Source organism: Coriobacteriia bacterium (genome assembly GCA_003149935.1).
Classification (GTDB): Bacteria; Actinomycetota; Coriobacteriia; order Coriobacteriales; family QAMH01; genus QAMH01.
In genome coordinates this window covers 18107-43959 of sequence record QAMH01000007.1, presented here as the reverse complement: position 1 = coordinate 43959, position 25853 = coordinate 18107, and the positions used below count along the sequence as shown (strand labels likewise).

At 59.6% G+C, this 25853-nt stretch carries 19 protein-coding genes, 2 tRNA genes and 3 pseudogenes; 1 reads left to right on the top strand and 23 read right to left on the bottom strand.

The window, feature by feature from the left end:
* From DBY20_06100 to DBY20_06065, 8 genes are all read right to left on the bottom strand, one after another.
* Positions 1-300: a hypothetical protein gene (locus tag DBY20_06100; protein ID PWL78433.1), complete on the bottom strand. Its 300-nt coding sequence runs from the start codon at positions 298-300 to the stop codon at positions 1-3.
* 90 nt (positions 301-390) lie between these two features.
* Positions 391-1689, bottom strand: coding sequence for a hypothetical protein (locus DBY20_06095; GenBank protein PWL78432.1), 1299 nt, complete (start codon positions 1687-1689; stop codon positions 391-393).
* A 256-nt stretch (positions 1690-1945) separates the two neighbouring features.
* Positions 1946-2143, bottom strand: a complete 198-nt coding sequence (locus DBY20_06090) for a hypothetical protein (GenBank protein PWL78431.1) — start codon at positions 2141-2143, stop codon at positions 1946-1948.
* Positions 2144-2187: 44 nt separating this feature from the next.
* Positions 2188-3354, bottom strand: coding sequence for an Mn transporter (locus tag DBY20_06085; protein ID PWL78589.1), 1167 nt, complete (start codon positions 3352-3354; stop codon positions 2188-2190).
* A gap of 128 nt (positions 3355-3482) precedes the next feature.
* Positions 3483-4820, bottom strand: a complete 1338-nt coding sequence (locus DBY20_06080; GenBank protein ID PWL78430.1) for a magnesium transporter MgtE — start codon at positions 4818-4820, stop codon at positions 3483-3485.
* A gap of 188 nt (positions 4821-5008) precedes the next feature.
* Positions 5009-5103: transfer RNA gene (locus tag DBY20_06075), tRNA-Ser, on the bottom strand.
* A gap of 66 nt (positions 5104-5169) precedes the next feature.
* A complete protein-coding gene (locus DBY20_06070) occupies positions 5170-5562 on the bottom strand; it encodes a hypothetical protein (GenBank protein ID PWL78429.1) in 393 nt (130 codons plus the stop codon).
* A gap of 7 nt (positions 5563-5569) precedes the next feature.
* On the bottom strand, positions 5570-5821 hold the full coding sequence (locus DBY20_06065) for a dynein gamma chain protein (protein ID PWL78428.1): 252 nt from the start codon (positions 5819-5821) through the stop codon (positions 5570-5572).
* A 344-nt stretch (positions 5822-6165) separates the two neighbouring features.
* Here DBY20_06065 and DBY20_06060 point away from each other — a divergent pair.
* Positions 6166-6242: transfer RNA gene (locus DBY20_06060), tRNA-Arg, on the top strand.
* Between the two features lie 96 nt (positions 6243-6338).
* On the opposite strand, the gene DBY20_06055 is transcribed toward DBY20_06060, so the two are convergent.
* The 15 genes and pseudogenes from DBY20_06055 to DBY20_05985 all read right to left on the bottom strand — a co-directional run bounded on the left by DBY20_06055 (position 6339) and on the right by DBY20_05985 (position 25762).
* Entirely contained in the window at positions 6339-7055 is a 717-nt protein-coding gene (locus tag DBY20_06055) for a peptidylprolyl isomerase (protein PWL78588.1), read from the bottom strand.
* A 370-nt stretch (positions 7056-7425) separates the two neighbouring features.
* Positions 7426-9024, bottom strand: a complete 1599-nt coding sequence (locus tag DBY20_06050) for a hypothetical protein (protein PWL78427.1) — start codon at positions 9022-9024, stop codon at positions 7426-7428.
* Positions 9025-9048: 24 nt separating this feature from the next.
* Positions 9049-10791: a hypothetical protein gene (locus tag DBY20_06045; protein ID PWL78426.1), complete on the bottom strand. Its 1743-nt coding sequence runs from the start codon at positions 10789-10791 to the stop codon at positions 9049-9051.
* 270 nt (positions 10792-11061) lie between these two features.
* A complete protein-coding gene (locus DBY20_06040) occupies positions 11062-11475 on the bottom strand; it encodes a hypothetical protein (protein ID PWL78587.1) in 414 nt (137 codons plus the stop codon).
* An 837-nt stretch (positions 11476-12312) separates the two neighbouring features.
* Positions 12313-12453, bottom strand: a pseudogene (locus DBY20_06035) (hypothetical protein).
* Between the two features lie 66 nt (positions 12454-12519).
* Positions 12520-12699 (bottom strand): annotated as a pseudogene (locus tag DBY20_06030) (hypothetical protein).
* 171 nt (positions 12700-12870) lie between these two features.
* Positions 12871-13260, bottom strand: a pseudogene (locus DBY20_06025) (hypothetical protein).
* 164 nt (positions 13261-13424) lie between these two features.
* Complete coding sequence (locus DBY20_06020) at positions 13425-15479, bottom strand: hypothetical protein (GenBank protein PWL78425.1); 2055 nt, start codon at positions 15477-15479, stop codon at positions 13425-13427.
* Positions 15480-15816: 337 nt separating this feature from the next.
* Positions 15817-17289 carry a hypothetical protein gene (locus DBY20_06015; GenBank protein PWL78424.1) on the bottom strand — a complete coding sequence of 491 codons (1473 nt, stop codon included), beginning with the start codon at positions 17287-17289 and terminating at the stop codon, positions 15817-15819.
* A gap of 69 nt (positions 17290-17358) precedes the next feature.
* The gene (locus DBY20_06010; GenBank protein PWL78423.1) at positions 17359-18738 is read right to left on the bottom strand and encodes a hypothetical protein; all 1380 of its coding nucleotides are present in this window, start codon (positions 18736-18738) and stop codon (positions 17359-17361) included.
* Positions 18629-20599, bottom strand: coding sequence for a hypothetical protein (locus tag DBY20_06005; protein PWL78422.1), 1971 nt, complete (start codon positions 20597-20599; stop codon positions 18629-18631). Before DBY20_06005 ends, DBY20_06010 begins: the two co-directional genes overlap by 110 nt.
* Positions 20600-20825: 226 nt before the next feature.
* Positions 20826-21896, bottom strand: a complete 1071-nt coding sequence (locus tag DBY20_06000; GenBank protein ID PWL78421.1) for a hypothetical protein — start codon at positions 21894-21896, stop codon at positions 20826-20828.
* 151 nt (positions 21897-22047) lie between these two features.
* The gene (locus DBY20_05995; GenBank protein PWL78420.1) at positions 22048-22263 is read right to left on the bottom strand and encodes a hypothetical protein; all 216 of its coding nucleotides are present in this window, start codon (positions 22261-22263) and stop codon (positions 22048-22050) included.
* A complete protein-coding gene (locus DBY20_05990; GenBank protein ID PWL78419.1) occupies positions 22250-23809 on the bottom strand; it encodes a hypothetical protein in 1560 nt (519 codons plus the stop codon). The genes DBY20_05995 and DBY20_05990 overlap by 14 nt, the downstream gene beginning before the upstream one ends.
* A 207-nt stretch (positions 23810-24016) precedes the next feature.
* The gene (locus tag DBY20_05985; protein ID PWL78418.1) at positions 24017-25762 is read right to left on the bottom strand and encodes a hypothetical protein; all 1746 of its coding nucleotides are present in this window, start codon (positions 25760-25762) and stop codon (positions 24017-24019) included.
* Positions 25763-25853 lie beyond the last annotated feature (91 nt).

Here is a 25853-nt window from a genome sequence, read left to right as displayed (position 1 = left end):
TCAGGCTTGCCCGGGCGGCTTGATGCCAAGCTTGCCGGCAAGGTTCGCCATATCGTCGAGACCCAGCTCTTTGCATGCAGTGGCGACTCCGGGCGTGGCACCTGTCACGGCATCGCATTCGCCAGGAGCACCTGGAATGGGAGGTGGCGCACCGGCACTGCCGTCATCCATCTCCTTGAAGGCGTCAGCCCAATTGGTCGCATGGCTGACGGCGTCTACCTGCTCCGCCTCTCCATCCACGAAGCAGCGCCCGCAGAAGACGCAGACGCTGCAACGCGTTCCGCGACGATGCTCGCTCATCGCATGCTCTCCTCTCCCCGCGCCTCAACGTGCCCCCGAGCCACTCGCAGGCGTCGGGAGCACGGAGTTGGCGTGCGGTTTGCGCGAGTCCTATCGAACGGGCTTGTCCTCATCAGGTTCGCCTGGCGCGGTCTTACCGCCGGGCTTGATGAAGAACGCGAGGATGAGCGCGACGACGGAAAGCGGGATGACCGTCACCCAGGCCGTGCCTACCCAGCCAAGGCCGGCATCGAGGCAGGCGCCATAGACGGGAGCAAGCATCTGACCAAAGCACTGCGTGAACTGCATGACCGCCATGCCGAGCGTCGCTGCCATGGCCGAGCTCGACAGGATCGTCGGTGCGAGGGGACGGCTTCCGCCGCCGCCAAAGGCCGCGGAAAAGCCCATGAGCACGATGAAGAACCAGATGCCCACCATGCTAAACGGCCCCATGGTCTCCGGAAAGCCCACGATGAAGCCGACGAAGCTCGTCGCGGCAAACAGGGCTACGAGGATGAACTTCTTGTTGATCGGCAAGCGATCAGACCACGCGCCCGACAGCGGGTTCATGATGAAGCCGATGAGCGTGATGATCGAGGTCATGAATCCTGCCGTGCCCGCATCAAACCCCATCGAGGAAAGATACGTAGGGTAGTAGGTGTTCACGACACCGCCCTGGATGAAGTTAAACACCAAGAAGGTCAAGCCGAGTATCCAGATGTACTTGTTCTTGAGGTACTTGAAGCAATCGCTCATGCTCCCCTCGACGCCATAGTTGGCGATATTGCTCTTTCCCACTGGCTGACGATAGAACGCGATGAACAGCACAAGCGCGATGGCCGTGATGATCACGACGCCATAGAAGACCGACTGCCAGCCCATTGCCTGGGCCATGGCCGGCGCGACGTTGAAGTCGATCGTGATGGCCATGGGTACCCACGTGCACCACACGCCCAGGGCAAGGCCACGAGTCTTCTCCGGAAACCACAACGATATGATTGTCGGCGAGGCCACACCGATGAGGCCCAGCCCAACACCCTCGATAAAACGGCCAAGGTAGAGAAGGATCATTGATCCAGTGGCCACCTCGACCAATCCTCCGACGATGATGCAGCTCATCGCGAGGATGCAGGTTGCCTTGAGGCCAATCTTGCGGCAGATAAACGCGGCTGGAAACGCGAGGATCGCACCAATGATCGCAAGGCAAGTCATCAGCATGCCAAACGACGCGTAATTCAGGCCGTAAGCGCCGATGATCTCCCCGGCAATCGCCGTGACCTTGAATTGCCCCAGGGGTGCGGTGATGCTTGCAAAGTACGTGATCGCGAGAATCACCCACGCGTACCGTGGCGTTTTGATTATCTCTTCGGGGGATGTGCCGTGTTCGGCCACTTCGACTCTTTGGCTCATGACAAGCCCTCCTCTCCTTTGCCGACGATGCCCCGTCGGCTACGGCTCCTGGGTAGAGCCTATGAAAGAAGAGGGCGCAAGCCTCATGCCGTCTGCCCCAAATCGGACGCATTTGGTACGCAAACGCACGAGATTGCTCATGCAATTGGTATGAGAGGGCACGCTGACCAGGCAAATGAGACAGCTGCTCAGAGACACTGTCTCATTAAGCGTTAATTTCCGTCAAGACAAACCCGCCCCGGCGGCCTCGCTCTCGCTATGCAATCTTGGGAGCCCGTGAGAGGAAGAAGCGGCAGTTGTGGCAGTTCTCCTTGCGAGCCACGCTGAAGTCGACGTCATAGGCATCGAGCATTTCCATGGCGCTGGCACGCTCGTACCAGGAGCAATCGCATATGGTGTTGATGCAGTCGCGCGGGCAGATGCCCGTGGCATCATGCGGACAGTCTTTCGACATCGCCCCGTGGCAACCCCTGTCTTCCCAGCAGCGCATCTCTCACCTCAAAAGCCGAGCACGGTCATGGCCAAACAGCCTATCGTCAACACGAAGACTACCACGATGAGCACCCAGATGAGCACGGTGAGCAGTCGGCGGTTGGTGTACGCGCGCATGACATGACGGTCGGAGAGGATGAGCACCATGAAGATGAGCAGGACCGGCAACAGCACGCCGCTGACGAACTGCGCAATCAACATGATGCTGATGAGGCTGACATCGGGAATGAGCGTCACCACGACGCCGATGACGATCATGGCAGTGTAGATGCCGCGGAATGCGGGGGCATCGTTCCAGCCGCGGTCCACGCCGCGCTCCCAGCCAAATGCCTCGCAAATGGCACTCGAGGCCACAAGCGGAACGACGCAGGCAGCCAAGAAGCTTGCCGCGACGAGCCCGACGCCGAAGAGCACCGTGGCGTATTGCCCGGCGATGGGCGTGAGCGCCGTTGCGGCCGCGGCGGCGCTGTCCACGGTGATTCCCTGCGGATACAGGACGGTGCCCGTCGTGATGATGATGAAGCCGGCAACCGCACACGCGACAATCGCACCGCCAATGGCATCGATACGCTCGAGCGGAAGCTCGTCGGGCGTGACGCCCTTATCCACGACGTTGTTCTGCGTCAGGAAAATCATCCAGGGAGCGATGGTGGTGCCCACGGTGGCAATCACCAAGCTGATGAAACTCGGGTTATTCTCGAAATGGGGAATCACGAGAGACAAACCGACCTCGCCCCAATTTGGCTGCGCGAGAAACGCCGCGACGATATACGTCACGAACACGCAGCTGATGGCAAGGAACACCTTCTCGACACGCTTGTAGCTGCCGCCCATGACAAGCAGCCACACAACGACGCCGGCAATGGGAACCGCAATGTACTTGCTCACGCCAAAGAGCTCCATGCCAGCGGCGATACCGGCAAACTCCGAAAGCGTGGCAGCGCCGCTCTCGATGAGCACGGCAATCATGGCGAGCGCGGTCAGGCGCACGCCAAACTGCTCGCGAATGAGCGACGCGAAGCCCTTGCCCGTCACCGCGCCCATGCGCGAGGCTCCCTCCTGCACGATGGCGAGCATCACCATCATGATGGGGATAATCCACAAGGTCCCGTAGCCGAACTTGGCACCGATGGTCGAATATGTCGAGATGCCGCCAGCATCGTTGCCCGCCATTGCGGCGACAACGCCAGGACCAAGCGCCGCGAGCACGATGAGGACGCGGCTCCTCTTGCGTGGAGCCGGCTGGCCTTGCTGCAATCCCTCGCGTTCTGTCAGCTTCTCGTTCGTCACGTCATCGCCCTCTAGCTATTGAGCATGAAGATAAGCACGCCGATAACGATGAGCAGCGCGACGATGATGCCGATGACCCAGGGGCTCGAGATGGAGCGCTGCTGCAGATCCTCCTCGTGCTCCTCCTCCAAAACGTCCATGGCATCATCGACGGTGACGACGCCGAGCATGACACCTTGCTCGTCGACGACGGGAATGGCGAGCAAGTCGTACTTGGCAATGGTCTGTGCGCACTCCTCCTGGTCGAGGTCGGGATGCACGGTAATGAGCTCCTTTGTGCTGAGCTCGTCAAGCGACATCTCGGGTTTGGCGATGACGAGCGTTCGCAGGCTCAGCACGCCGGTGAGCACGTCGTTGTCGGACACGAGGTAGAGGTAGTGGATGCTCTCCTGGTTCTCGTCCATCTCGCGTATGGCCTCGATGGCATCCGAGACGGTCAGGTCATCGTTCACGGTGAGGAAGTCGGTGGTCATGATGCCGCCGGCCGTCTCCTCCTTGTAGCCGAGCAACGAGCGCACCGAGGCCGACTCCTCGACGCCCATGAGTCGCAGGAGCTTCTCGGCCTTGTCATACGGCAGGTCGCCGATGATGTCGGCCGCGTCATCAGGATCCATCTCGTTGAGAACGGCGGCACCGCGACTCGTGGTCATGTCCTCGATGACATCGGCCTGGAACTCGTCCTCGAGCTCGGCGACCGCATCGGCTGCCTGACCGGCGTCGAGCTTGTCGAAGACCGCCTGGCGATGCTGCGGCTCGAGCTGCTCGATGATGTCGGCGACATCGGCCGGATGCATGTCATGCAGGCGCTTGTGACTCACGGAGAGCTTGATCTGCGACATGTCGCGCTCGATGAGCTCCATGTAGTTCCACGCGATGAGACGCTCCTTGAGCGGATGCCCAAAAGCCGTCGCGATGGCGTTGACGGCCTTCTCGAGATGCGGCGAGATGCCGAAGAGCAGGCCGCGGATGCCCGTCTCGGCACCGAGCAGGCGCAGACCCGCCGGGCTATCGGAAAGCTTGAGGTCGTTAACGCGCACGACCTTCATGCCCTGCGTGTCGACGATCTGCTTGTCGAGCAAATCACGCGCGAGCAACACCTCATCGGGCTGCAGGTACGAGAAGCGAATGTCCGACGACGGCACGTTGAGGCGTACGCAGCTGCCATCATAGGACTCGACGTACTTGCGCCACGAAATCATAAACGGAGTCTTGCGCGGGCCAATGAAGGCCAGCGAGGTGACGCGCGGAAAGACCTCGCCGGTGGCGATGGCCAAGTCACTGATGACGCCGATTTGTTCGCCGTCCTTATCGAAGACGGGTTGCTTGAGAATCTGACGCAGGTAAATCATGCAGGCGGACTCCTCTATTCATACCTATGTGCCGCGCAAAAAGGCTATGCGGGCATGACCCGCGCGATGCTGTTATGCGTGGCGAAACGACGGCCCCACCGGGCCGCCAAGAGGAGGTCCGGAAAGGCTAACTACTGTGAGGTCGGGGTTTCACAGAGTTCCTTTCTTCTGGACAACAAAAAAGCGTCTGGCGGAGAGCTGGGGATTCGAACCCCAGATAGGGCTATCTAACCCTATACTCGCTTAGCAGGCGAGCGCCTTCAGCCAACTCGGCCAGCTCTCCGTGCCAATTCGACGCAAATCGGAATGATAGCACAAACGTTACGAGGTGATACACGCCGCATTCGGACTAGTCGAGCGGATTGCCTGGATGAGCGGCTGCCTGCATGCGAACCCACGCAACGCGCTTGGCATCGGGGTCATCGAGGCAATCCGCGAATCCTGGCACGGCAACCAGTCGATAGCCTGTGACATGCACGGGGACATCTGCGGCAAAGGCCTGCTCATCTAGATCGAAAGCCCCGCGCAAGGCGTCAATCGAAGCGTCATCGATTGCGATGAGCGACCAGGGATCGGCCTCGAAGACGAAACGCTTGAGATCGCCGGTCTCCGAGAGCTGCACGATGGCACAGCCGTCCGCATAGCCGAGCGCCTGCGCAGCGGATTGCAGGGCAGAAGCCACCCGCACGTCGAGAGGCGCATGCGCGAGCACGACGAGCGTGGTGTCTTGAGCCTGCGTCATGGAAAGCTTAGACAGCGGTGACCGTTACGCCCGTGTCGGCGTCATCGCGCTCGATGGCATCTTGGGCCTCGGTGAGCATCTCGCGCACGTTGTCGAGCTCCATCTGGATCTTCTGGAGCTGCATGGCGGTGCGCTCCATCTGCCCATCGGATGCGAGATGGTACATGCGATGCGTCCAGCGCCTCGTGAGAGCGACCGTCTCGTCAATCTGATTGACCGTATCCTTGAGCTGCTGGGTGTTTACGCCATTTGCGCACATGATTAACCTCCAGTTGAAATTCACACGTATTGCGAAATCATAGCACGTGTTCGTTTGTCATTTTGGAGGAAGCAATCATGGTTCCCTCTCTGTCATTTCGAGCGAGGCGAACGAAGTGAGCGGAGTCGAGAAATCTCCCGACGATTCATGCGCGCAGCGCCCGCCTATTGTCCAGGACAGCGACTTGCTGCGAGATTTCTCCACTCCGGCGCTTCGCGCCTCCGGTCGAAATGACAGGGGAGGCGTGCCGCTCCTCCGGTCGAAATGACAGGGAGAAAGTGCATTGCAAATTGAAACAGCATTTGACATGCTCGGCTGCGGTGGTATTATGTTCAGGCTTCATCGGGGCATTACCTCAGCTGGATAGAGGGACTGACTACGAATCAGTACGTCAGGGGTTCGAATCCCTTATGCCCCACCATAAAGAATCGGGCCGGCATCATGCCGGCCCGTTTTTGTTTTGCCTGACGAAACGGGGTGGTCACTCAGAGAGCGGCCACCCCGTTCTCGCTCCTGCTTAGAGCAGGCCCGTCGTGATCTTGCTGATGACAGGGCGCTTATCCCTGTCAATCATTCCGTTGTTGGGATCATCAGCAGGCTTGCCAATCTCGTCGCAGATCTTGTCCACGATCTCGATACCATCGATGACATTGCCGAACGTGGCATAGTGGCCATCCAGGTCAGTCACATCCTTGTGGCAGATGAAGAACTGCGAGCTGGCGGAGTTGGGGTCGCTGGAGCGAGCCATCGAAATCGCACCCCTCGTGTGGGAGATGGGATTATCGAAGCCGTTGTCGGCAAACTCGCCGATGATGTTCTCACCGCTACCGCCACCACCGGTGCCAAGCGGGTCGCCGCCCTGCATCATGAAGTCCTTGATGATGCGATGGAAAGTCAGTCCGTCGTAGAAGCCCTTGTTGGCGAGCTTCACGAAGTTGTCGACCGTCTTGGGAGCAGCGGTGGCATCGAGGGAGACCGTGATGGTGCCCAGGTCCTTCATCTCGATATCAGCGTAATACTCCGTGCCATACCAGCTCTCGCCTTCGTACTTCCATCCCTTGCTTACCAGAATGTCTCGCTCGCCAGCATCCTTGGTGTAATGGTGGTTATTGGCGAACTCGTTGGGATTGTAGAGGCGGTACAACACGACGTGCTTCGTGGCGTTGGAGCGCCAGCGCTCGCCCTCGTCAATCCAGCCCAAAGAAACCAGGCTATCGCGCTCGACGGTGCTCATCGTGTAGTGATGCTCGCCGGCGTTGGGATTGTAGACGCGGTATACCGGCTCGCCCTCGGTGGGGGCAACCCAGCCCCTGCCCTCGTCATCCCAGCCGTTGACCACGCAATTGTCGCGCTCGACCTCGCTTGACGTGTAGAAGTGCTCGCCGGAGTTGGGGTTATAGAGACGGAACATGACCTCGGCGCCCGTCTTTCCGTTAGCCGCATAGGCCTGCTGGGCAGGCTGTGCAGCCAGCGTGACCGCCAGAGCGATCGCGCATGCGCAGAGCACGGCGAGCAGCGCCCTTGCGACTCTCCAGTGTGTTGACTTCGAAATCTCCATGGATTCCTCCTTCATGCGCTAGGCGCTTTTTCTTCCAGGACGCGCTTTAGCGTCCCTCGATTCCATACCAACCTATGCCCTCGTCGTTCCAACCAATGCTAACAAGATGGTTATGCTCGACTTCGCTGGACGTGTAGTTATGATTGTTCGCGTACTCGTTGGGGTTGTACTCGCGCATGAGCGGCGTATATCCGCCCGAATACCACCTCACGCCTTCGTCAATCCAACCCAGGCTCGTGAGGTTGCTCTTCTCGACGGTGCTCATCGTGTAGTGATGCTCACCAGGCAGGTTGGGATTGTAGAGACGGTAGACCGGCTGACCCTCGGACGGGGCAATCCAGCCGATGCCCTCGTCATTCCAGCCGTTGACCACGCAATTGTCGCGCTCGACCTCGCTTGACGTGTAGAAGTGCTCGCCCGAGTTGGGGTTGTAGAGGCGGAACATCGTGATGCGCTCACCTTGAGGCTCCGTCGGCCTGGGCTTCTCGGGGTCATCGGGAATGTACCTGCTGTAGCTATCAGCCGCGTTATTGCGATCGGCGGCGATCTGCGCGGCCGTGAAGGTCTTATCCAGGGCCTCCGAGTGCCACTCGCCCTCGGGCAGCGTCGTGAGCACCTCGTTTCTCGCGCCCTTGAAGCTGAAGCCGGTGCCAAGCTTCACCTCGGCAAGGTCATCGCAGCCGCCGAACATCTTGTAGGGTCCGAGCTCCATCCTCGTCACCTTGGAGGTATCGAAGCTCGAGAGATCCAGCGAGCGAAGCGCCTTGCAGCCGTAGAACATGCCCTCCATGCTGATGACGTCGGAGGTGTCGAACTTGGAGACATCGAGCGAGCCGATGGAGGAGCAGCCGGAGAACATGTTGCCCATGACCGCGACGCGCGAGGTATCGAAGTTCGAAACGTTTAGGGATCCGAGCGAGGCGCACCCGGAGAACATGCTGTCCATGTGCGTCACGCGCGAGGTATCGAACCTGGAGACGTCGAGAGACGACAGACGCGGACAACTCGCGAACATGCCTGTCATGACCTCGACTTTTGAGGTGTCGAAGCCCGATACGTTCAGCGTGCTCAGCTCCGTGCATGACTCGAACATGGCCTGCATCTTGACAACCTTCGATGTGTTGAACCCGGAAACGTCAAGCGAGGTGAGGGCCGAGCAGCCCTTGAACATCATGGTCATGTCCTCGACGTTGGCCGTGGAAAGCCTTGTCGCATCAATGGTCGCGAGACGAGTGCACCCGAGGAACATGCTCTCCATGTTGGTGGTACGGGCGGTATCCAGACCAGCCAGATCGATGGACGTGATGAACGCACAGTCGGCGAACATGCCGCTCAGGTTCTCGTTTGCCTTGACGCCGGGCTTGATGACCACGGCCTTGATGGCGCTGCGATGGGCAAGCCACGGAGCGCTGTTGTCTGTATGGTACTCGAGATTGGCGAGCGTTCCGCTTGAGCCGTTGGCAGGGGCGATGGTGAGGGTGCCTGCGCCATCGATCGTCCACGTGCACTCGCCACTCGTGCTGCTTGCCGGGTTATCCGCATGGGCGGAGAGCGCCGTGACGGGCACGAGAGCCAGCGCCAACGCCAGCGCACAAAGAGCTGCGATAACGCCTTTCAGCGGCATGACTTGCGTCTTGGTATTCATGCTCTATCCTCCTTGGATCTCGGGCTACTCGATGCCGTACCAGCCGATGCCCTCGTCGTTCCAGCCAGCGGCGAGCACGTTGTCTCGCTCGTATTCGCTGGTCGTGTAGTTATGGTTGTTGGCGTAGGCATTAGGGTTGTACTGACGGTATAACGGCGTGCGTCCGCCGGAATACCAGCCGATACCCTCATCGTTCCAGCCGACGCTGATGAGATGGTCGCGCTCGTAGGCCGACAGCGTGTAGTGATGCTCGCCGGCATAGGAGTTGTAGAGGCGATAGACGGGGTCACCATCGGAAGGCGCAATCCAGCCAACATCCTCGTTGTTCCAACCGATGTTGATGAGATAAGCGCGCTCGTACTCGCTCGCGGTGTAGAAATGCTCGCCGCTGTTGGGATTGTAAAGGCGATACATGACGACGGGCGTGCCGATGGGGTCCGAAGGTTGCGGGTCGCTCGGTTTAGTGGCCGAAGGCGGCACGATCTTGAACGTGGTCGTCAGCGTACCCGTGTAGGTCCCGATACCGGTAACCTTGACCGTGGCTGTTCCCTCGTTGACGTTGTTGCTGTAGGCGACCTCGTAATCCCTGTCCTGGGTGAGTAGGCGGTCATAGTATTTGACGCTCGGCTTGGGCGTGATCTCGGAGCCGGTGTACTCGTATTCGGTCTGGGGCAGTGTGACCGAGGTAATCTCGTCGCTCAGGCCGAAGAAGCTCACCTTGTAGCTCACGGGATTGGGAATACCCGTGACGGAAACCTGGTAGAAGTCGTTTTCGCCGCTTCCCACGCCAACGGAGAGGTCCTTGGGGCGGAAGATAACGCAACCCTTCTGTCCGTAGTTATCGTTGTTGACGTAAAAGTCACCATCGGCGCTGCCCTGAGAGAGATTCCAGGTCTTCATGTCGGAATTGCGCGTGACCGTGACCTTCACCTGGGAGGCGTCAAGATCGGCGCCCGTGGAAAGCGACCAGGCGCTATCGGAAGCGAAGAGCTCCATGGGGGTGTTCTCCGCAGGCCAGGCGACGTTCTTCTGCGAGGCACGCGTATTGCTGTTGTCAATCGAGTACATGGCGCCCCAGCCTCTGAAGCCACCCTTGCCACCAGAATCTGCCACGGCACCAAAGCCGGTCTTGCCCATGTAGGGATTCAGCACCCAGCGACGATGACCAAGAACCGAGATGTTGTGCTCGTCAGAGTCGTCGAGCCAGGAAAGGATGGCCGCATTGATGCTGCCGGTTCCGGACGAGGCATACAGATTGCTTGCCTGAGCGCCCGCGAGGCCCTTCTCGTACATGTCGCTCGTCATTCCCTCGGGGCGAGTGGGAGTGTGAGTGAGCTGGCCGTTTGCGGCATCGACGAGCGCGGCCGCCTGGGCGAGCTGCGTGTACTCGTCATCAAGGGTGACGTTGGCATCGAGGCCCGCGACAAAGCGAACGAAATTGAGCGTGGCGAGCGACTGCTCGAGGGATGTCTTGCTCATGGCACCCACGGCATAGGGGCTCGTCGCGTTGGGGACCGCCGAAAAGCTCACGCCCTGGTTCAGGTTGATGTTGTGCTCGCGGTAGTAGTTCTTGATCTCCCGCTCGCTATGGTAGGTAACGTCAAGCTTGCCATCTGCCTGGGCAACGAGAGCGGAGTCCTCCGCGGCCGCTTCCTGTTGCGTCGGTGCTGCAAAAGCGGCAACGGGCATGAGGCTTGCGGCAAAGGCAAGCGCGCAGAGGCAGGCTATGATCTTTTTCGAGAACGAAGTCTTTGGTTGTGCGAACATCTCAGGTTCCTTTCAAGCCGGCACGGGAGCCTGTTGCGATTCTTTGGAGCATTGTACGGACTGCCGCGGTCCTCTCCAAGATAACTCGCCGAAATGACAAGTAAATCGGGGTGCGGTACGCAATCGTTTCCGGCACTTCACAAGCCCTCGACAATTGAGAATGCCAGCGGCACCATTGTCATTCCGACCGGAGGGGCCGCACGCCTCCCCTGTCATTTCGACCGGAGGCGCGAAGCGCCGGAGTGGAGAAATCTCGCCCTTCGTTCGAACTTACCTCACCCCGTACCAGCCGAAGTCCTCGTAGCGCCAGCCGATGGAGACCAGGTGGTCACGCTCGACCTCGCTCGTGGTGTAGTGGTGGCTTCCGGAGTTGTTGGTCGGCGCGTTGGGATCGACGTTGGGGTTGAACAGGCGGTGAAGCCCGACGGCCTCGTTGTCGTCGGAGTACCAGCCGATGCCCTCGTCGCTCCAGCCCACGGACACGAGGTGGTCGCGCTCGACGACGCTCGTGGTGTAGTGGTGGTCGGTGCCCGAGTACAGGCGGTAGACCGGCGTGGCGCTCGTCACCGGCGCGGTCCACGCCTCGCCCTCGTACTGCCATCCCGCGGCCACGATGGATTCCACCTCGGCGTAGTGCGCCGTGTAGAAGTGCTCGCCGGAGTTGGGGTTGTAGGCGCGGTACATCACCTGGGTGGCCACGGGGTTCGAAGGATCGCTTGATGCTTCGGGGACGATCTCGAACTCTGCCTCCAGCGTACCGGTAAAGTTCTTGCATCCGGTTATGACCAGGTGTTTCGTGCCGACACTGGTGCAGTCATTAGGATACGAAACGGTGTAGTCGGTCCACTCCTCGAGCACCTTGCCAGCACCCATCACGGTTAGCTTGGGCTCCTGCCAAAAGCCGGTATAGGTAAGGCGCGTCTCGCTGAGGCTCACGGAGCTGAGCTGGGCGGGAGTGATGGTATAGGCGACGGGTTTGGTGCCCGAATAGTTGCCCTCTCCGTATACGTGCAGGACCTTGGTCCCGACATTGACATTATCTGTCACGGGATAGACATAGTAGTCTGGGCCGTCCTGGAGCGTCTTGCCGCCAAGATTCACGGTCACAGCCGGCGTTTTCTCCGCGCCGTCATAGATGTACTGCGCTGGGTTCGCCGTCACGCTTGCATCGGTGATCGAGGCACGCTCGATCGTGAAGTAGGCGTACTTGCGTCCCGTATAGCTTCCCATGCCCTCGATGATCACGGTCGCCCTCTCGGTAGCGTCGATGTTGCTTGCGTAGCTGAGCGAATAATCAACGCCCCTGACAAGGCGCTTGCCATCGATCGTCACGGCAGGATCCGGTTTTATCTCGGCTCCCGTATAGGTGACGCTTGGAATGGGGGCGACGACCGCATCGCTCAACGATGTCGTATCCTGATTTGCCGTTGCTTGCGGAGTTGCAGCGAAAGCGGCTGCTGCAGCGGTCGTATTCGCCTTCCAACGGGCGTAAAGGATGATGGTGCTTCCGCCGAGTCCGAGGTTGCTCACCTGCTCGCCGTCAGAGAAGCGCTTGGCGCCACCCTGCTCCGTCGCCCAACCGTCGAACGTGTACCCGCTGCGACTGTAGAGATTGCGGGGTAGGCTATAGGTGGTGTCGCGGTAGTAGGAAATCGGCGACATGGTACCCGACCCGCCGGTGGCATTGAACTGCACACGATACGTGGGCTTCTCGTCAGGATCGGTGACCTTGAGCTTCCAGCCGGCAAAGAGCTTCACGTCACTGTTGACCGGCGTCGAAGACGTGTATTGGTTGCCTCCATGGGGCGAGGTGAACCAGCCGGTGAAGTCGTAGCCATCACGAGTCACCATCGGCCCATCGCCAAGGGCGCTTCCCTTCTTCACGGAGCGCTGCACCGCACCGGTCATGGTCCCGCCGTTGCCATCAAAGGTGACGACATATATTGTCGCGGAATCGTCAGAGTCGGTGCCCGAGTCTCCCGAGCCTCCGGGGTTGTTGGAGTCACCGGAATCGTTTGAGCCGTTGGAGCCGTTGCCAGAGTTACCGGAATCGTTCCCAGCATCCCCGGAGTTGGGGTTCACGCCGTACCAACCGACGCCCTCGTCCTGCCAGCCGAGGGAGAGGAGCGTCTGGAACTCGCCCCAATCGGTGGTGTAGTGGTGGTTGTTGGCATAGGCGTTAGGATTGTAGGCGCGGTACAGGGGCACGGCCTTATCGGGATCGGAAAGCCAGCCTCCCTCCTCCCAGGTCCAACCGGCACCCACGAGCATGTCGCGCTCGTCGGGCGAGGTGGTGTAATGATGCTCGCCAGCGAAGGGGTTGTAGAGGCGATAGACCTGGATGCCCCGGATGGGGGCCGTCCAGCCGATGCCCTCGTCATCCCAGCCCGCGGCGATGACGTTGTCGCGCTCGACAGTCGAGGACGTGTAGAAGTGCTCGCCGCTATTGGGGTTATAGAGGCGGTACATGACCTCGGTTTGATCATCCGATACCTGGGCAGTCAGCGACGCGTCGGCGTCAGACTGGACCACGGGCGCGGCAAACGCCACCGCGGGCAACATGGCGAGCGCCAGCGCTGCGCTAAAGAAGACGGATAGTGCCTTTCTCATGTAACGTTTCCTTTCACTTCCTGCTACCCCACACCATACCAGCCGACGCCTTCGTCAACCCAACCCAGATAAATCAGCCGTTGAAACTCGCCTAGATCGGCGGTGTAGTGATGGTTGTTCGAGTAGGCGTTGGGATTATAGGCACGATATAGCGGGACGGCCTGATCAGGGTCGGAAAACCAGCCGCCTTCCTCCCAGACCCAGCCCACGGAAACCAGCATGTCGCGCTCCTCGACGGAGATGGTGTAATGATGCTCGCCCGCATAGGGATTGTAGAGACGATAGACCTGGATACCATCATCAGGCGCGGTCCAGCCAACACCCTCGTCAATCCAACCGGCTGCGACTACGGCGGAGCGCTCCACGTCGCTCGAAGTGTAGAAATGCTCGCCGGAGTTGGGGTTATAGAGACGGTGCATGGTCTGAGGCTGCGCGGTGGGCGCATCGGGCTCCTCAGGTACATCAGGGTCTTGCACTTCCGGCTGGTCAGGAGCATCTGGATCCGATGGGGAATCTGGCGCTGGCGGCTCTTGCGGTGCGGCGGCAGCTACAATTTCGTAGGTGGCCCTCACCGTGCCGCCATAATTGCCAAGCCCGCTTACCTCGATGACCTTGGTGCCCACACTCGTCATATCGTCATTGAGCCAGGATATCTGATAGTCACCTTCGCCTAGAACCTTGTTTCCAGACCTCACGGTCACGGCAGGCTTCTTTTCCGTGCCATCGTAGGTGAACTGGGTGTAGTTCAGCGTTGCCGAAGTAATCGGCGCAGGACCAATCTCGAAATAGACGGTCTTCGAACCAGCGTAGTCACCAATGCCCGTCAAGATAATCCTCGCATCGCTTCCCGCATTGACGTTATTCGCATAACCGAGCGTGTAGTCGATGCCCGCGACAAGGCGCTTGCCACCAAGAGTGACCGTGGGGTCTGGCTTTATCTTGTATCCCGTATAGGTCACGCTCGGAATGCCCGACACGACTGCATCGCCCAACGAAGACTTCACGCTCCATTCGTGCGAGACGCTTCTGCCAGACGGAAGCGTGGCGGTGATGGTGGCGTTGCCTATGGCCTTGGCGGTAACGATGCCGTCTTGGTCGACAGTGCAGACGCCGGGGTTCGAGCTCGCCCAGACGGCGTTGCCGGCATCGATGGCGCAATGGGCGCGATCAAAGCCATCATTCTTTATGCAGTAACTCATGGCAAAGGTCTCGCCTGGGGCCAACGACGGCTTTGTAGCAAAATCGAAGCCTGCGTTGAAAACATGGTTGGCACCGCAGAAGACATAGTCGACGAGCATGCGACGAGTCACGGGCGCGCTACCGGTCTTGACGCTGCCTTGCGCATCCTCGGTGCTGAACGACTGCTGCCAATAGTACATGCCGTCATGGAAGAAACAGCCAATGCCGGTTGACTTGTAATCGGGATTGATGATGTTCTCGTAATAGAGCGAAACCCAACGGTCGCTCGTACCTTCCGTGATCAGGACACCGCTGGGCAAACGATAGTTACCGGCAACGATGGCATCTTCCAAGGTTATGCCCTGGTCTTCCCACCGGCAAACCTGACGCGCATCGTAGAGCCACGTTTGCATGACCGCGGCCGCGCTCTTCTGCCCCGCCGCTATGCTTCCTCCCTGGAAGCCATCGCCATCAGCTTCTCCTCCGGGAAAGGCAGTGAACCATTCGGATCCATCCGGACGAACATGGTCGTAATTTACCGCTATCTCGGCAGAGCGCAGCAGGGCGGTCTCCATAAGCTCCGCATCGAATTGGAGGGGCGCATAACCTAGAGCCGCTCGTTCTTTGTTGACGATGGCAAGGGCCTCGTGGGCCATATCGTAATGCTCCGTGCCGCTAATGGTCAGAGTGTCCTGGTTTACCGTCGCCCGCGGAGTTGCAGCGAAAGCGGCTGCCATGGGAACAAGCGCCGCCACCAGTGCAATTGCCAGCGCCGTGCTCGCGAATCTCTTCATCATCGTGCTCGTCCTCTCCGTGGGCGGGTACGCGTCAGCTAGATGCGTCCATGATACGACCCCGTTGCCCGGTTTGAGCTGCGCAGACCCATGCGAGGGTTGCATGCGGCCGATTTGGTGCCGCGTAGACCCACAGCGCGGGGCTGTGCGGGAGCGTCTTGGCAGAATCCGCCGAAACGAGACGGCCCGGACTCATTTCTGGGTCTGCGCCGTTGCTTTCGGGCAGAGGAGGAGAGATTTCTCGACTCCGCTCCGCTCCGCTCGAAATGACAGGGGGCGTCCCTTCGCTCCGGTCGAAATGACAATGGGGGTACGGTCGCTTCGGTCGAATGCATTATTGTCATTCCGACTGAAGCCGCCGATAGGCGGCGTAATGGAGGAATCTCAGTGGCGAGATTTCTCCACTGCGGCGCTACGCGCCTCCGGTCGAAATGACAGGAGGTTACCCCACGCCGTACCAGCCGACGTCCTCGCCGCGCCAGCCAATCGAAATCAGCTGCTCATGCTCCTCAAGGCTGGTCGTATAGTTGTGCGAGCCGGAGTTATTGAGAGGCGCACTCGGATCAACGTTGGGATTGAACTGGCGATACAGCGGCACGCGCTTCTGATCATCGGAGTACCACGCGATGCCTTCGGCGTTGTCACCCTCGAGCGTCCAACCGACATCGATGAGATGGTCACGCTCGACGATGCTCATCGTGTAATGGTGGTCTGTCCCCGAGTACAGGCGGTAGACCGGTGTGTTCGACTCGCTGGGAGCAGTCCAGCCGATGCCCTCGTCATTCCAGCCGGCGGCTATCGTGGCGTCGCGCTCGACGGTGCTGGCCGTGTAGAAGTGCTCGCCGCTATTGGGATTGTAGAGGCGGTACATCACCTGAGTGGACTCGGGCTTCGCCTCGACAACCGTCCACTCATGCGAGAGGGAGCGACCCGAGGGCAGCGTTGCGGTGACCGTCGCCTTGCCCACGGCACGGGCCGTGACAACGCCAGCAGGGTCGACGGTGCAGACGCTCGTGTCCGAGCTCGTCCAGGTCACACAGCTCGGGTCAAGCGTGACGTAGTTGTAGCGCCAACGATCGTTGGTCACGTCATAGTGCATCTCGAAGGTTTCGCCCACCGCAAGCGTCTTGCCCGTGAGATCATCGTTCTTGTTGAAGCCCTGGTCCGTACCGCAGACATCGTAGTCGATGTTGATCCTGTGCGACTTCTCGACGGTGCCTCCCGTCGTGATTCGAGCCGGCTCCTCACCGCTTAGCGCCTGCTCCCAATAGTAGGTGCCCTGCATGAAGCAGCCGATACCGATGGACTTGAAATCGGGATTGATGATGTTGAGGTAATGGCCGACCTTGTCGCGGTCGCGCTCGCCCTCTTCGTAGAGCTTGCGCTCGCTATAGAACCAGCCCTCCATGACGTCTGCCGCGCTGCCATAGCCGATGGCGATGTTCTCTCCCCAAGTCGTGAAGCCCATCGTCGGAAAGGCGGTTAAGCAGTTCGTTCCGTCCGGGCGATTGTGGCTGTAGAGCACGGAGAGCTCGGCGGCACGCTGCATGGCGGTCTCGGTCAGCTCGACGTCAAGCTGTAGGGGGTCGAGGCCCAGCGCCGTACGCTCCTTGTTAACGATGTCGAGGACCGCGTGCGCTTCATCGTAGTCCTCCGTGCCGGTCACGGTCACGATCTCGTGAGAAGCGGCAGCGTTATCGGCAGCCTGGGCCTGCGGCACCGCGCCCGTCCACGCCACGGCTGGCATGAAGGCGACGACCAGCGCGAGGGCCAGGGCCGTGGTCGCAAATCGTTTGGTCAGTGCTTTCGCGTTCATGGGCTTCCTTTCCGTCGTTGCTAGAGCGTTTGAGATTTCTCGACTCCGCTCACTTCGTTCGCTTCGCTCGAAATGACAAAGGGTGGGTATTATTGTCATTCCGACTGGAGCCGCCGATAGGCGGCGTAATGGAGGAATCTCGCCATTTCGCTCGAAATGACAGTCCCGCTATCCGATGCCGTACCAGGCGGTTCCCTCGTCTTGCCAACCTTTGCTGAGCAAGATATCGCGTTCGCCGGCCTCCTTGGTGTAGTGATGGTTGTTCGCATACTCGTTGGGATTATAGACGCGATATAAGGCAACGCGCTGGGCCGGATCAGAGCGCCAGCCGATGCCCTCGTCGTTCCAGCCGGCGGCGATGAGGCTATCGCGCTCGACGGTGGAAAGCGTGTAATGATGCTCGCCGGCATAGGGGTTGTAGAGGCGGTAGACCGCATCGCCCGCCTTGGGCGCCGTCCAACCCGTACCCTCGTCGTTCCAGCCCACGCTAATCAGGTGGTCGCGCTCGACGGTGCTCGACGTGTAGAAGTGCTCGCCGCTATTGGGGTTGTAGAGGCGGAACATCGCCTCGTAGGTATCCGGGTCGGCAATGGGGGTCGTCACCTTGGTGTAGCTGTCGGTCGTGTCATTGCGCTGTGCGGCAAGGTCAGCCGCCGTAAAGGTATAACCGAGTGCAGCAGACAGCCAGTTGCCGCCGGGAAGCTCGGTCAGCACCTCTTCCTTGGCGCCCTTGAAGCTAAAGCTCGAGCCGAGCCTCACCTCCTTGAGCATCGTGCAGTACTCGAACATGCCGCTCATGTTCATCGCGCGCCAGGTGTTGAAGCTCGAAAGGTCGAGCTTGGTAAGCGAGGAGCAGCCAGCGAACATACCGCTCATGCTCGAGACGTTGGCGGTGTTGAAGCCCGCGAGGTTGAGCGATTCGAGTGCGCGGCAGCTGTTGAACATGGAGTTCATGGTCTCCACGCGAACGGTGTTGAGGCCCGTCAGGTCCAGCTGCTTGAGCGCCGTGCAGGAATAGAACATGTTGGCCATGTTCGTGGCATTGGTGCTATCGAGACCGGAAAGGTCCACGGAGGCGAGGTTGGGGCAACGCGAGAAGATGCCAACGAGGCCGCCATTCGCCTTGACGCCGGACTTGATGACGACCGATTTGATCGCATCGCGATGGGCGAGCCAGGGGGCATCATCGCGCGTATAGTCATCGAGTGTGCCGCTGGCACCATCTGAGGGCGCGATGACGAGCGCACCGGCAGCGTCAATCGTCCAGGAACAGGTGTTGCTCGTGCCGCTTGCGATATCCGCTGCCCGTGCCGGACTGGCCAGGGCAACAGCCGGTACGAGGGCAAGGGCCAACACGAGGGCCAGAGCCGTGGTCGCGAATCGTCTCATCATGGAAGCCACAAGCATCGTTTCCTTTCGCACGCTCTTCTCGTCCCCCTTACTTCCCGAGGCCGTACCAGCCGACTTGCTCGTCTCGCCAGCCGATGCCCAGCAAGATATCGCGCTCGCCAGCCTCTGTCGTGTAATGGTGGTTGTTGGCGTAGGCATTGGGGTTGTAGAGACGATACAGCGGGGTCTTGCCGCCGGTCTGCCAACCGATGCCCTCGTCGTTCCAACCTGCGGCCACGAGCGCATCACGCTCGCCAGCACTTGGCGTGTAATGATGCTCGCCTGCATAGGGGTTGTAGAGGCGATAAACCGGCTCGCCTATGGTTGGAGCCGTCCAGCCCGTGCCCTCGTCGTTCCAGCCGACGTCGATGAGGTGCCATCGCTCCTCGTCGCTCGCGGTGTAGAAGTGCTCGCCGCTATTGGGATTGTAGAGGCGATACATCACCTGACCGGGATCATTGGGGTCAGGCTCGCTCGAACCAGGAGCAAGCTCCTCGGTAATCTCGAAAGTCGCGCCCATCGAGCCAGTATGATTGCCCATGCCGGTGACGGTGATGGTGTGATTGCCGATGCTTCGCATGTCGCCAGGGTAGGTCACGTAGTAATCCGCATTCTCGGTAAGGACGCGATCGCCGCTCTTGACGGTGATGTCCGGCCATTTGTCCTGGCCATTGTAAGCATAGCGGGTCTGGCTCAGCTCGACGGCCGTGATAGACGCCGGCACGATCGTGAACCTAAGCTCCTTCACGCCCGAGTACTTGCCGATGCCCGTAATCGTCATGCTCGCCATGCCGACATTCACGTTGTAGCTGTAGCTCACGGTGTAGTCGGTGCCCCGGACGAGTGTCTTGCCGTTGGAGGTCACGGTCGGATTCGGCTCGATGGGACTACCCGTGTAGGTCTGGTTGGGAATGTCGGGGACGGGGATGGTGGCCACCGATTCGCTCACCGTCCACTGATGGGTGAGCTGCCTGCCCGAACCAAGGCGCGCGGTGATCGTAGCCGTCCCGGCACCAACGCCTTTGACGGTGCCATCCTTGCTGACCGTGCAGACGCCCGTGTTCGAGCTCGTCCACGTGGCGCTGCTGGGGTCGACAATGCCGTAGACACGAGAAAAGCCCGCGTTGTATATGCAGTAGCTCATCTCTTTGGTGGAACCGACGTTCAGCACCTTCATATTGTCAAGATTCGTGTCCAAGTTAAAGCCCTGGTTAGTGCCACAGGTCTGGTAATTGATATTGATGCTGCGCGTGTTGTTCACGTCGTTTGTCTTGACGTTGCCTTCGGGAGTCGCGCTACTAAACTCCTGGGTCCAGGAAAACAGTCCTCCCTGGGTGAAGCAACCGATGCCAATGGACTTGAAATCGGGATTTATGATGTTGAGATACTGGCCAACCGCATTGAAGAATTCCGGCGCCCTTTGATAAAGCTCGTAGGCCGACATGTTTTGCCAGCCGGAAGGCAGGGCCTTTCCGTTATACGAATTGGTATTGAGAGAGGCCTTCCAGATGTCCCGTTCGCTATTGAACCAACCCTTCATAACCTCCGTGGCGCTTTCCTGGCCCATGGCAATATTCTCGCCACAGTAGCGCTGTCTATCGGCGGGAATGGCGGTGGAGCTGCTTGACCCATCCGGTCGCGTATGGCTGTAGAAAACCGCAAGCTCGGTCGCACGCTGCATGGCGGCATCCATCATCTTCTCGTCGAACTTGAGCTCGGAGCGACCCAGGGCCGCGCGCTCCTTGTTCACGATGGCAAGCACCTCGCGGGCTTTTGAGTAGTACTCCACGCCAGCAACCTTCACCGTCTCGTCAGCAGCGGCCTGTGCCGTCAGCCCCGCATCGGCATCATCGCCAAGCTCGGCGACAACGGCCGCAACGAGCGGCGCGACTTCGGTCGGCTCATCTGCTGATGCCTGCGAAGCGGGTGCCAGCCATGCCGCGGCCGGCATGAGTCCTACCGCCAAGGCAAGCGCCAGGGCAACATATGCGAATCGCTTCATCGTAGCGCTCATTGCCATCGTTTCCCTTCATTCTCTCTTCGTCATTTCGACCGGAGGAGCCGTAGCCCCTGCTGTCATTTCGACCGGAGGAGTGTGACGCCTCCCGTTGTCATTTCGACCGGAGGCGCGTAGCGCCGGAGTGGAGAAATCTATAGCGAGCGAGGTTTCTCGACTACGCTCACTTCGTTCGCTCCGCTCGAAATGACATGGTCACCCGCTTCACTCGCTCCGCTCGAAATGACGGCTACTCCAGTCCGTACCAACTAATGCCTTCGTTGTCCCAACCCTCATTCAATAGGAAGTCGCGCTCGACCTCGCTCGTCGTGTAGTGATGATTGTTGGCGTACTCGTTGGGATTGTAGAGGCGGTAGAGGGGCACACTGTAGGCGGTGTCGGAATACCAGCCGATGCCCTCGTCACTCCAACCCGCCGCGACGAGGCTATCACGCTCCACGGTCGAGAGCGTGTAGTGGTGCTCACCAGCATAGGAGTTGTAGAGACGATAGACCGCATCGCCCGATGACGGGGCCTTCCAGCCCGTGCCCTCATCGTTCCAACCCACGCTAATGAGATTGTCGCGCTCGACGGTCGAGAGCGTGTAGAAGTGCTCGCCACTGTTGGGGTTGTAGAGGCGATACATGAGCTGGCCCTCGTCCTCGGGGTCCGTCGGCTTGGAATCATCATTCGCGGGGCTCTTGATGCCCGAATCCTCGTCCTCGAGGGGAGCGAGAATCTCGAAATCAGCGGTCAAGACGCCGGCGTAGTTTGCCGTGCCCTTGACCGTCAGCGTGTGGACGCCGACGCTGCTCAGGTCCTGGTTTTGCATGCCCACGACAATGTAGTCCTGGCCATTTTCGAGCACCTTGTCACCGCACTTGACGGTCACGACAGGCGTCTTGCGCTTGCCATCGTAGAAATAGCGCGTCTCGCTCAGTGAGATCGAGGTGATTTGCGCCTGGATGATGTCGAACGTGACGATCTTTCTGCCCGTATAGGCACCGATGCCATTTACGTAGATATGGGCGGTACCCTCACCCAGGTTACGGCCATACTCAAGCGTGTAGTCCGTGCCCTCGACGAGCGTCTTGCCGCCGTACATGACCTTGGGTTTGGGTGTGATCTGCTCACCCGTATACGTCTGGGGAGCAATGGGCTCGATATAGGCTTCTGTAATCGGAGTGGCCTCCATAGCCTGCATCGCATAGGCCTGCGAAGGGATGCTCGCGAACATCGCGACCGGCATGAGGCCGATTGCCAACACAAGGGCCAGCGCAGCCCGCGCGAACGTCCGCGTTATTGTCTTTACGTTTGCCATCGTCGTCCTTTCCTACTTCTTGCGGCGGTCGAGATTTCTCGACTCCGCTTCGCTCCGCTCGAAATGACAAGGGCTATCATTGTCATCTCGACCGAAGCGGTCGTCAGACCGCGGAGTGGAGAGATCTCTTCTCCGCTCGAAATGACAGTAGCTACTCGCCGATGCCGTACCAACCGATGCCTTCGTCTTGCCAGCCAAGGCCAAGCAGGTGATCGCGCTCGACCTCGCTCGTCGTGTAGTTGTGGTTGTTGGCGTAGGCATTGGGGTTGTACTGGCGATACAGCGGAATCGTACCGGCCGTGCGCCAGCCAATGCCCTCGTCGTTCCAACCAAGCGACACGAGCACGTCACGCTCACCGGCATCCATGGTGTAGTGATGCTCGCCCGCATTCGGATTGTAGAGACGGTAGACCGGGGAGCCCCCCCTTGGGGGCGATCCATCCGATCCGCTCGTAAGTCCACCCCACCGAGACAAGGTGATCACGCTCGTACTCGCTTGCGGTGTAGAAATGCTCGCCGCTATTGGGATTGTAGAGGCGATACATGTTGACGGGCTCCAGCAACGACGGGTCGTTGGAAATCGTGAACTTGGTGCTTGCCGTGCCCGTCGCGGACAGGATGTCGATGGAATGCTCGCCGAGGGAAAGACCCTCGAGAAACTCCGGCTTGAGCGTGACATTGGTCTGGTTGCCACTCAGATCGTAGTTCTCCGAGTTCACGACGCTGTTGTCGACCTTCACGCAGACGAAGTCCTCGACCGCGGCGCTCGAGCGGAACAGCGCACCCACCTTCGAGCCCTTGGCCCAGACGGTTTCGGCGCCGCTCACGATGCTGGGACCGGGGTAGTCGGCCTTGCTTCTGGTGTAGGTGTCGGCAACGTTGTTGCGCTCGGTGGCAATTTGCTGCGAGGTGTAGGACCTACCCGCGGTCGACGAGAGCCAGGTTGCCTGGGGCAGTTCGCAGGATTCGTCGATGAATGCGAAGTTCGCCCCCAACCTCACGCGGTCAAGCGCGCCACAGTCTTCGAAGAGATAGCCCATGCTCGTCACATCGGACGTGTCGAAGCTCGAAAGGTCGAGGGTCTTGAGCGAGGTGCAGCCAAAGAACATGCCCCACATATCCGTGAGGTTCGAGATGTCAAAATGCGAAAGGTCAAGACTCTCGACCATCGTGCCCGAAAACATGCGCTGCATGTTCTTCACGCTTGACGTATCGAAGTTCGACGTGTCGAGCGACGAAATCTTCGAGCAGTTCACGAACATGTCGGACATGTCAGTGACATTGAAGGTGTCGAAGTTCTTCACGTTGATGGCGCTAAGCGATGAACAACCCCTGAACATACCCTTCATGCTCGTCACACGCATGGTGTTGAACCGCGAGACATCGAGCGCGGTAAGCGCGGAGCAGCCATCGAACATGTCGATCATGGCAGTGGCCGAGGACGTGTCGAGTCCGGCAAGATCGATGCTCGTGAGAGCGGAGCATTCGGCGAACATGCTGTTCATCCCCTGCACGCCCGAGGTGCTCAAGCCCGACAGGTCAACCGTGCGCAGCTTCTTGCAGCCAGCAAACAGACCATCGAGGCTCTTATCGCCCGAGACACCGGGCATGATGCGCGCGGCGACGATGCTATCGGCATGTTCGCGCCACGGCGAGGTGCCCTCGAGATCGGCAAGCGTGCCGCTCTTGCCCGACGTGGGACGCACGGTGAGCGTGCCATCGCCGTCGATGACCCACGTGCAGCCGCCGCTTGTGCCGTGCGCGATCTCAGCAGCTTGCGCGGTCGAGGCAAAGATGGGGGTAAAAGCAATGGCCAGGACAAGCGCCATGATGGCGCTCGCGATGCGTTTAGTTAGCGTTATCGTGTTCGTCATCAGCTGTTTCCCTTCATATGTCTGCGCCTGCCCCGCCATCTCGACCGAAGGCGCCGCAAGGGCGTCTGCCTGTCATCTCGACCGAAGCGGCCGTGGGGCGTCTGCCCTGTCATCTCGACCGAAGGCGCGTAGCGCCGTAGTGGAGAGATCTCGATCTTGCGGCCGAGATTTCTCGACTCCGCTCACTTCGTTCGCTCCGCTCGAAATGACAAGGGGTCGTTCACTCCATTCCTCCCGCTCGTCATCCTACTTGCTGACGCCGTGCCAGCCGACGCCCTCGTCGCGCCAACCGACGCTGATGAGGTGATCGCGCTCAACCTCGCTTGTCGTGTAGTGATGGTTGTTCGCGTACTCGTACGGGTTGTAAAGGCGGTACAGGGGGATCTTCTGATCCGCATCTGAATACCAGCCCACACCTTCGTAATTCCAGCCAGCATCCACGAGCATGTCGCGCTCGGCAGATGCAAGCGTGTAGTGGTGCTCACCGGCAATGGGATTGTAGAGACGGTAGACAGGGCTACCCGTTGTGGGCGCAACCCAGCCAATGCCCTCGTCACGCCAGCCCTCCCAGACGAGATTATCGCGCTCGACGGGGCTCACGGTGAAGAAGTGCTCACCAGAGTTGGGATTGTAGAGGCGCAGCATCAGGTGACCGTAGGTGGTACCGCCATTGTTGCCGTTGCTCGGATTGTTCGGATCATCCGAATTGCCCGGATCGTCAGGATTCGCGGGTTTGGAATCGCCCGTGACCTTGAACTCGGTGGATGCCGTGCCGTTTGATGTCACGAAATCGATGGAGTGATCGCCGCCACCGAGCTTCTCGAGATATTCGGGCTTGAGGACGATGGCGCCGGTCTCCTCGTCCACCGTATAGTTTTCCTTGTCGACGACCTTGCCGTCCACCTTCACGCACACAAGGTCATCGGGGTCGATGTCGGTCTTGATCTCCATGCCGTCGGAGGAGCCGGGGTCCCACGGCTCGGGCTTGTCCTCTTCCTTGATGACGGGAGGGGTCACGCCCGGGTTGTCGCCCTTGTCCTTGACGAAGGTGATGGGACCATCGCCAGCGGTCATACCGTCAGAGGAAACAGAGTCGCCGGTCTCGGACGAGAGCCAGTCGGCGTTGGGAAGCTTGCTATCACCAACAAACTCGAACTTGGGACCGAGAGTGATGCGGTCAATCTCGGTGCAATCGTTGAAGAAATTGTCCATGGAATCGACCTTGGACGTGTCGAAGTTCGAGAGGTCGAGGGACTTAAGCGAACTGCAGCCATCGAACATGGACTGCGCGTTCTTGAGCTTGCCCGTCTTGAAGTTGGAGAGATCGAGGCCCGTAAGAGACTCGCAACCCTGGAACATCACGCTCATGTTCGTGACATTGGAGGTATCGAAACTGGAGAGGTTAAGCGTCTTGAGCGAGGAGCAGCCATAGAACATGCCGCTCATGTTTGTCACCTTGGCGGTGTTGACGCCAGTGAGGTTGACCTCCTCGAGATTTTCGCATCCGTAGAACAGGGAGCCCATATCAGTCGCATTCTCGGTATGACGGCCAAGCAGGCTCACCGATTTGAGCGACTTGCAATAGTAGAACATGCCGCGGATGGAAGTAGCGCTGGCGGTATCAAGGCCCGTAAGGTCAACCGAGACCATGTTCTCGCACCAATTGAACATGTCATTGACGTTGGTGCCGGCTTTCACGCCCGGCTCAATGACAGCAGAGGTGACCCTATAGGCATACTGGGGAGCCCTCCAGCTTTCGTCGCCAAAGCTATTGCCAAGCTTGCCACCTGCAGCACCGGGGCGGATGGTGAGCTTGCCCTCATCATCGATCTCCCATTCACAGTCACCACTCATGCCACTGGCAACGACGGCAGCCTGCGGACTCATCGTGGTTGCCAAGGCAGCCGCTGGAACGAGCGCGGCGACAAGCGCAAGCGAGAACGCGAGTGCAGCTACCTTTTGCAGGAGCGAAATGCTTCGTTTCATGGTCATGTCTGATCCTCCGAAAAATGCTCGAGGGCGTACGAAAGCTAAGGCGCATGCCTATTCCGGCACTATTGTACGGACGAAGACGCTTGCTTCC

Bases quoted from the DNA above. Each gene is read 5' to 3' on its own strand.
- DBY20_06040 (PWL78587.1), bottom strand. From the start codon at position 11,475: ATGTACCGCGCCTACAACCCCAACTCCGGCGAGCACTTCTACACGGCG.
- DBY20_06005 (PWL78422.1), bottom strand. From the start codon at position 20,599: ATGGCAATGAGCGCTACGATGAAGCGATTCGCATATGTTGCCCTGGCG.
- DBY20_06010 (PWL78423.1), bottom strand. From the start codon at position 18,738: ATGCCTACGCCAACAACCACCATTACACGACAGAGGCTGGCGAGCGCG.
- DBY20_06015 (PWL78424.1), bottom strand. From the start codon at position 17,289: ATGACAATAATACCCACCCTTTGTCATTTCGAGCGAAGCGAACGAAGT.
- DBY20_06000 (PWL78421.1), bottom strand. From the start codon at position 21,896: ATGGCAAACGTAAAGACAATAACGCGGACGTTCGCGCGGGCTGCGCTG.
- DBY20_06090 (PWL78431.1), bottom strand. From the start codon at position 2,143: ATGTCGAAAGACTGTCCGCATGATGCCACGGGCATCTGCCCGCGCGAC.
- DBY20_06045 (PWL78426.1), bottom strand. From the start codon at position 10,791: ATGTTCGCACAACCAAAGACTTCGTTCTCGAAAAAGATCATAGCCTGC.
- DBY20_06095 (PWL78432.1), bottom strand. From the start codon at position 1,689: ATGAGCCAAAGAGTCGAAGTGGCCGAACACGGCACATCCCCCGAAGAG.
- DBY20_06020 (PWL78425.1), bottom strand. From the start codon at position 15,479: ATGCAACCCTCGCATGGGTCTGCGCAGCTCAAACCGGGCAACGGGGTC.
- DBY20_05995 (PWL78420.1), bottom strand. From the start codon at position 22,263: ATGGATGCCGGTGAGCGTGACGTGCTCGTGTCGCTTGGTTGGAACGAC.
- DBY20_05985 (PWL78418.1), bottom strand. From the start codon at position 25,762: ATGACCATGAAACGAAGCATTTCGCTCCTGCAAAAGGTAGCTGCACTC.
- DBY20_05990 (PWL78419.1), bottom strand. From the start codon at position 23,809: ATGGCGGGGCAGGCGCAGACATATGAAGGGAAACAGCTGATGACGAAC.
- DBY20_06100 (PWL78433.1), bottom strand. From the start codon at position 300: ATGAGCGAGCATCGTCGCGGAACGCGTTGCAGCGTCTGCGTCTTCTGC.
- DBY20_06085 (PWL78589.1), bottom strand. From the start codon at position 3,354: ATGGCGGGCAACGATGCTGGCGGCATCTCGACATATTCGACCATCGGT.
- DBY20_06080 (PWL78430.1), bottom strand. From the start codon at position 4,820: ATGATTTACCTGCGTCAGATTCTCAAGCAACCCGTCTTCGATAAGGAC.
- DBY20_06065 (PWL78428.1), bottom strand. From the start codon at position 5,821: ATGTGCGCAAATGGCGTAAACACCCAGCAGCTCAAGGATACGGTCAAT.
- DBY20_06055 (PWL78588.1), bottom strand. From the start codon at position 7,055: ATGAGCACCGTCGAGCGCGATAGCCTGGTTTCTTTGGGCTGGATTGAC.
- DBY20_06050 (PWL78427.1), bottom strand. From the start codon at position 9,024: ATGAATACCAAGACGCAAGTCATGCCGCTGAAAGGCGTTATCGCAGCT.
- DBY20_06070 (PWL78429.1), bottom strand. From the start codon at position 5,562: ATGACGCAGGCTCAAGACACCACGCTCGTCGTGCTCGCGCATGCGCCT.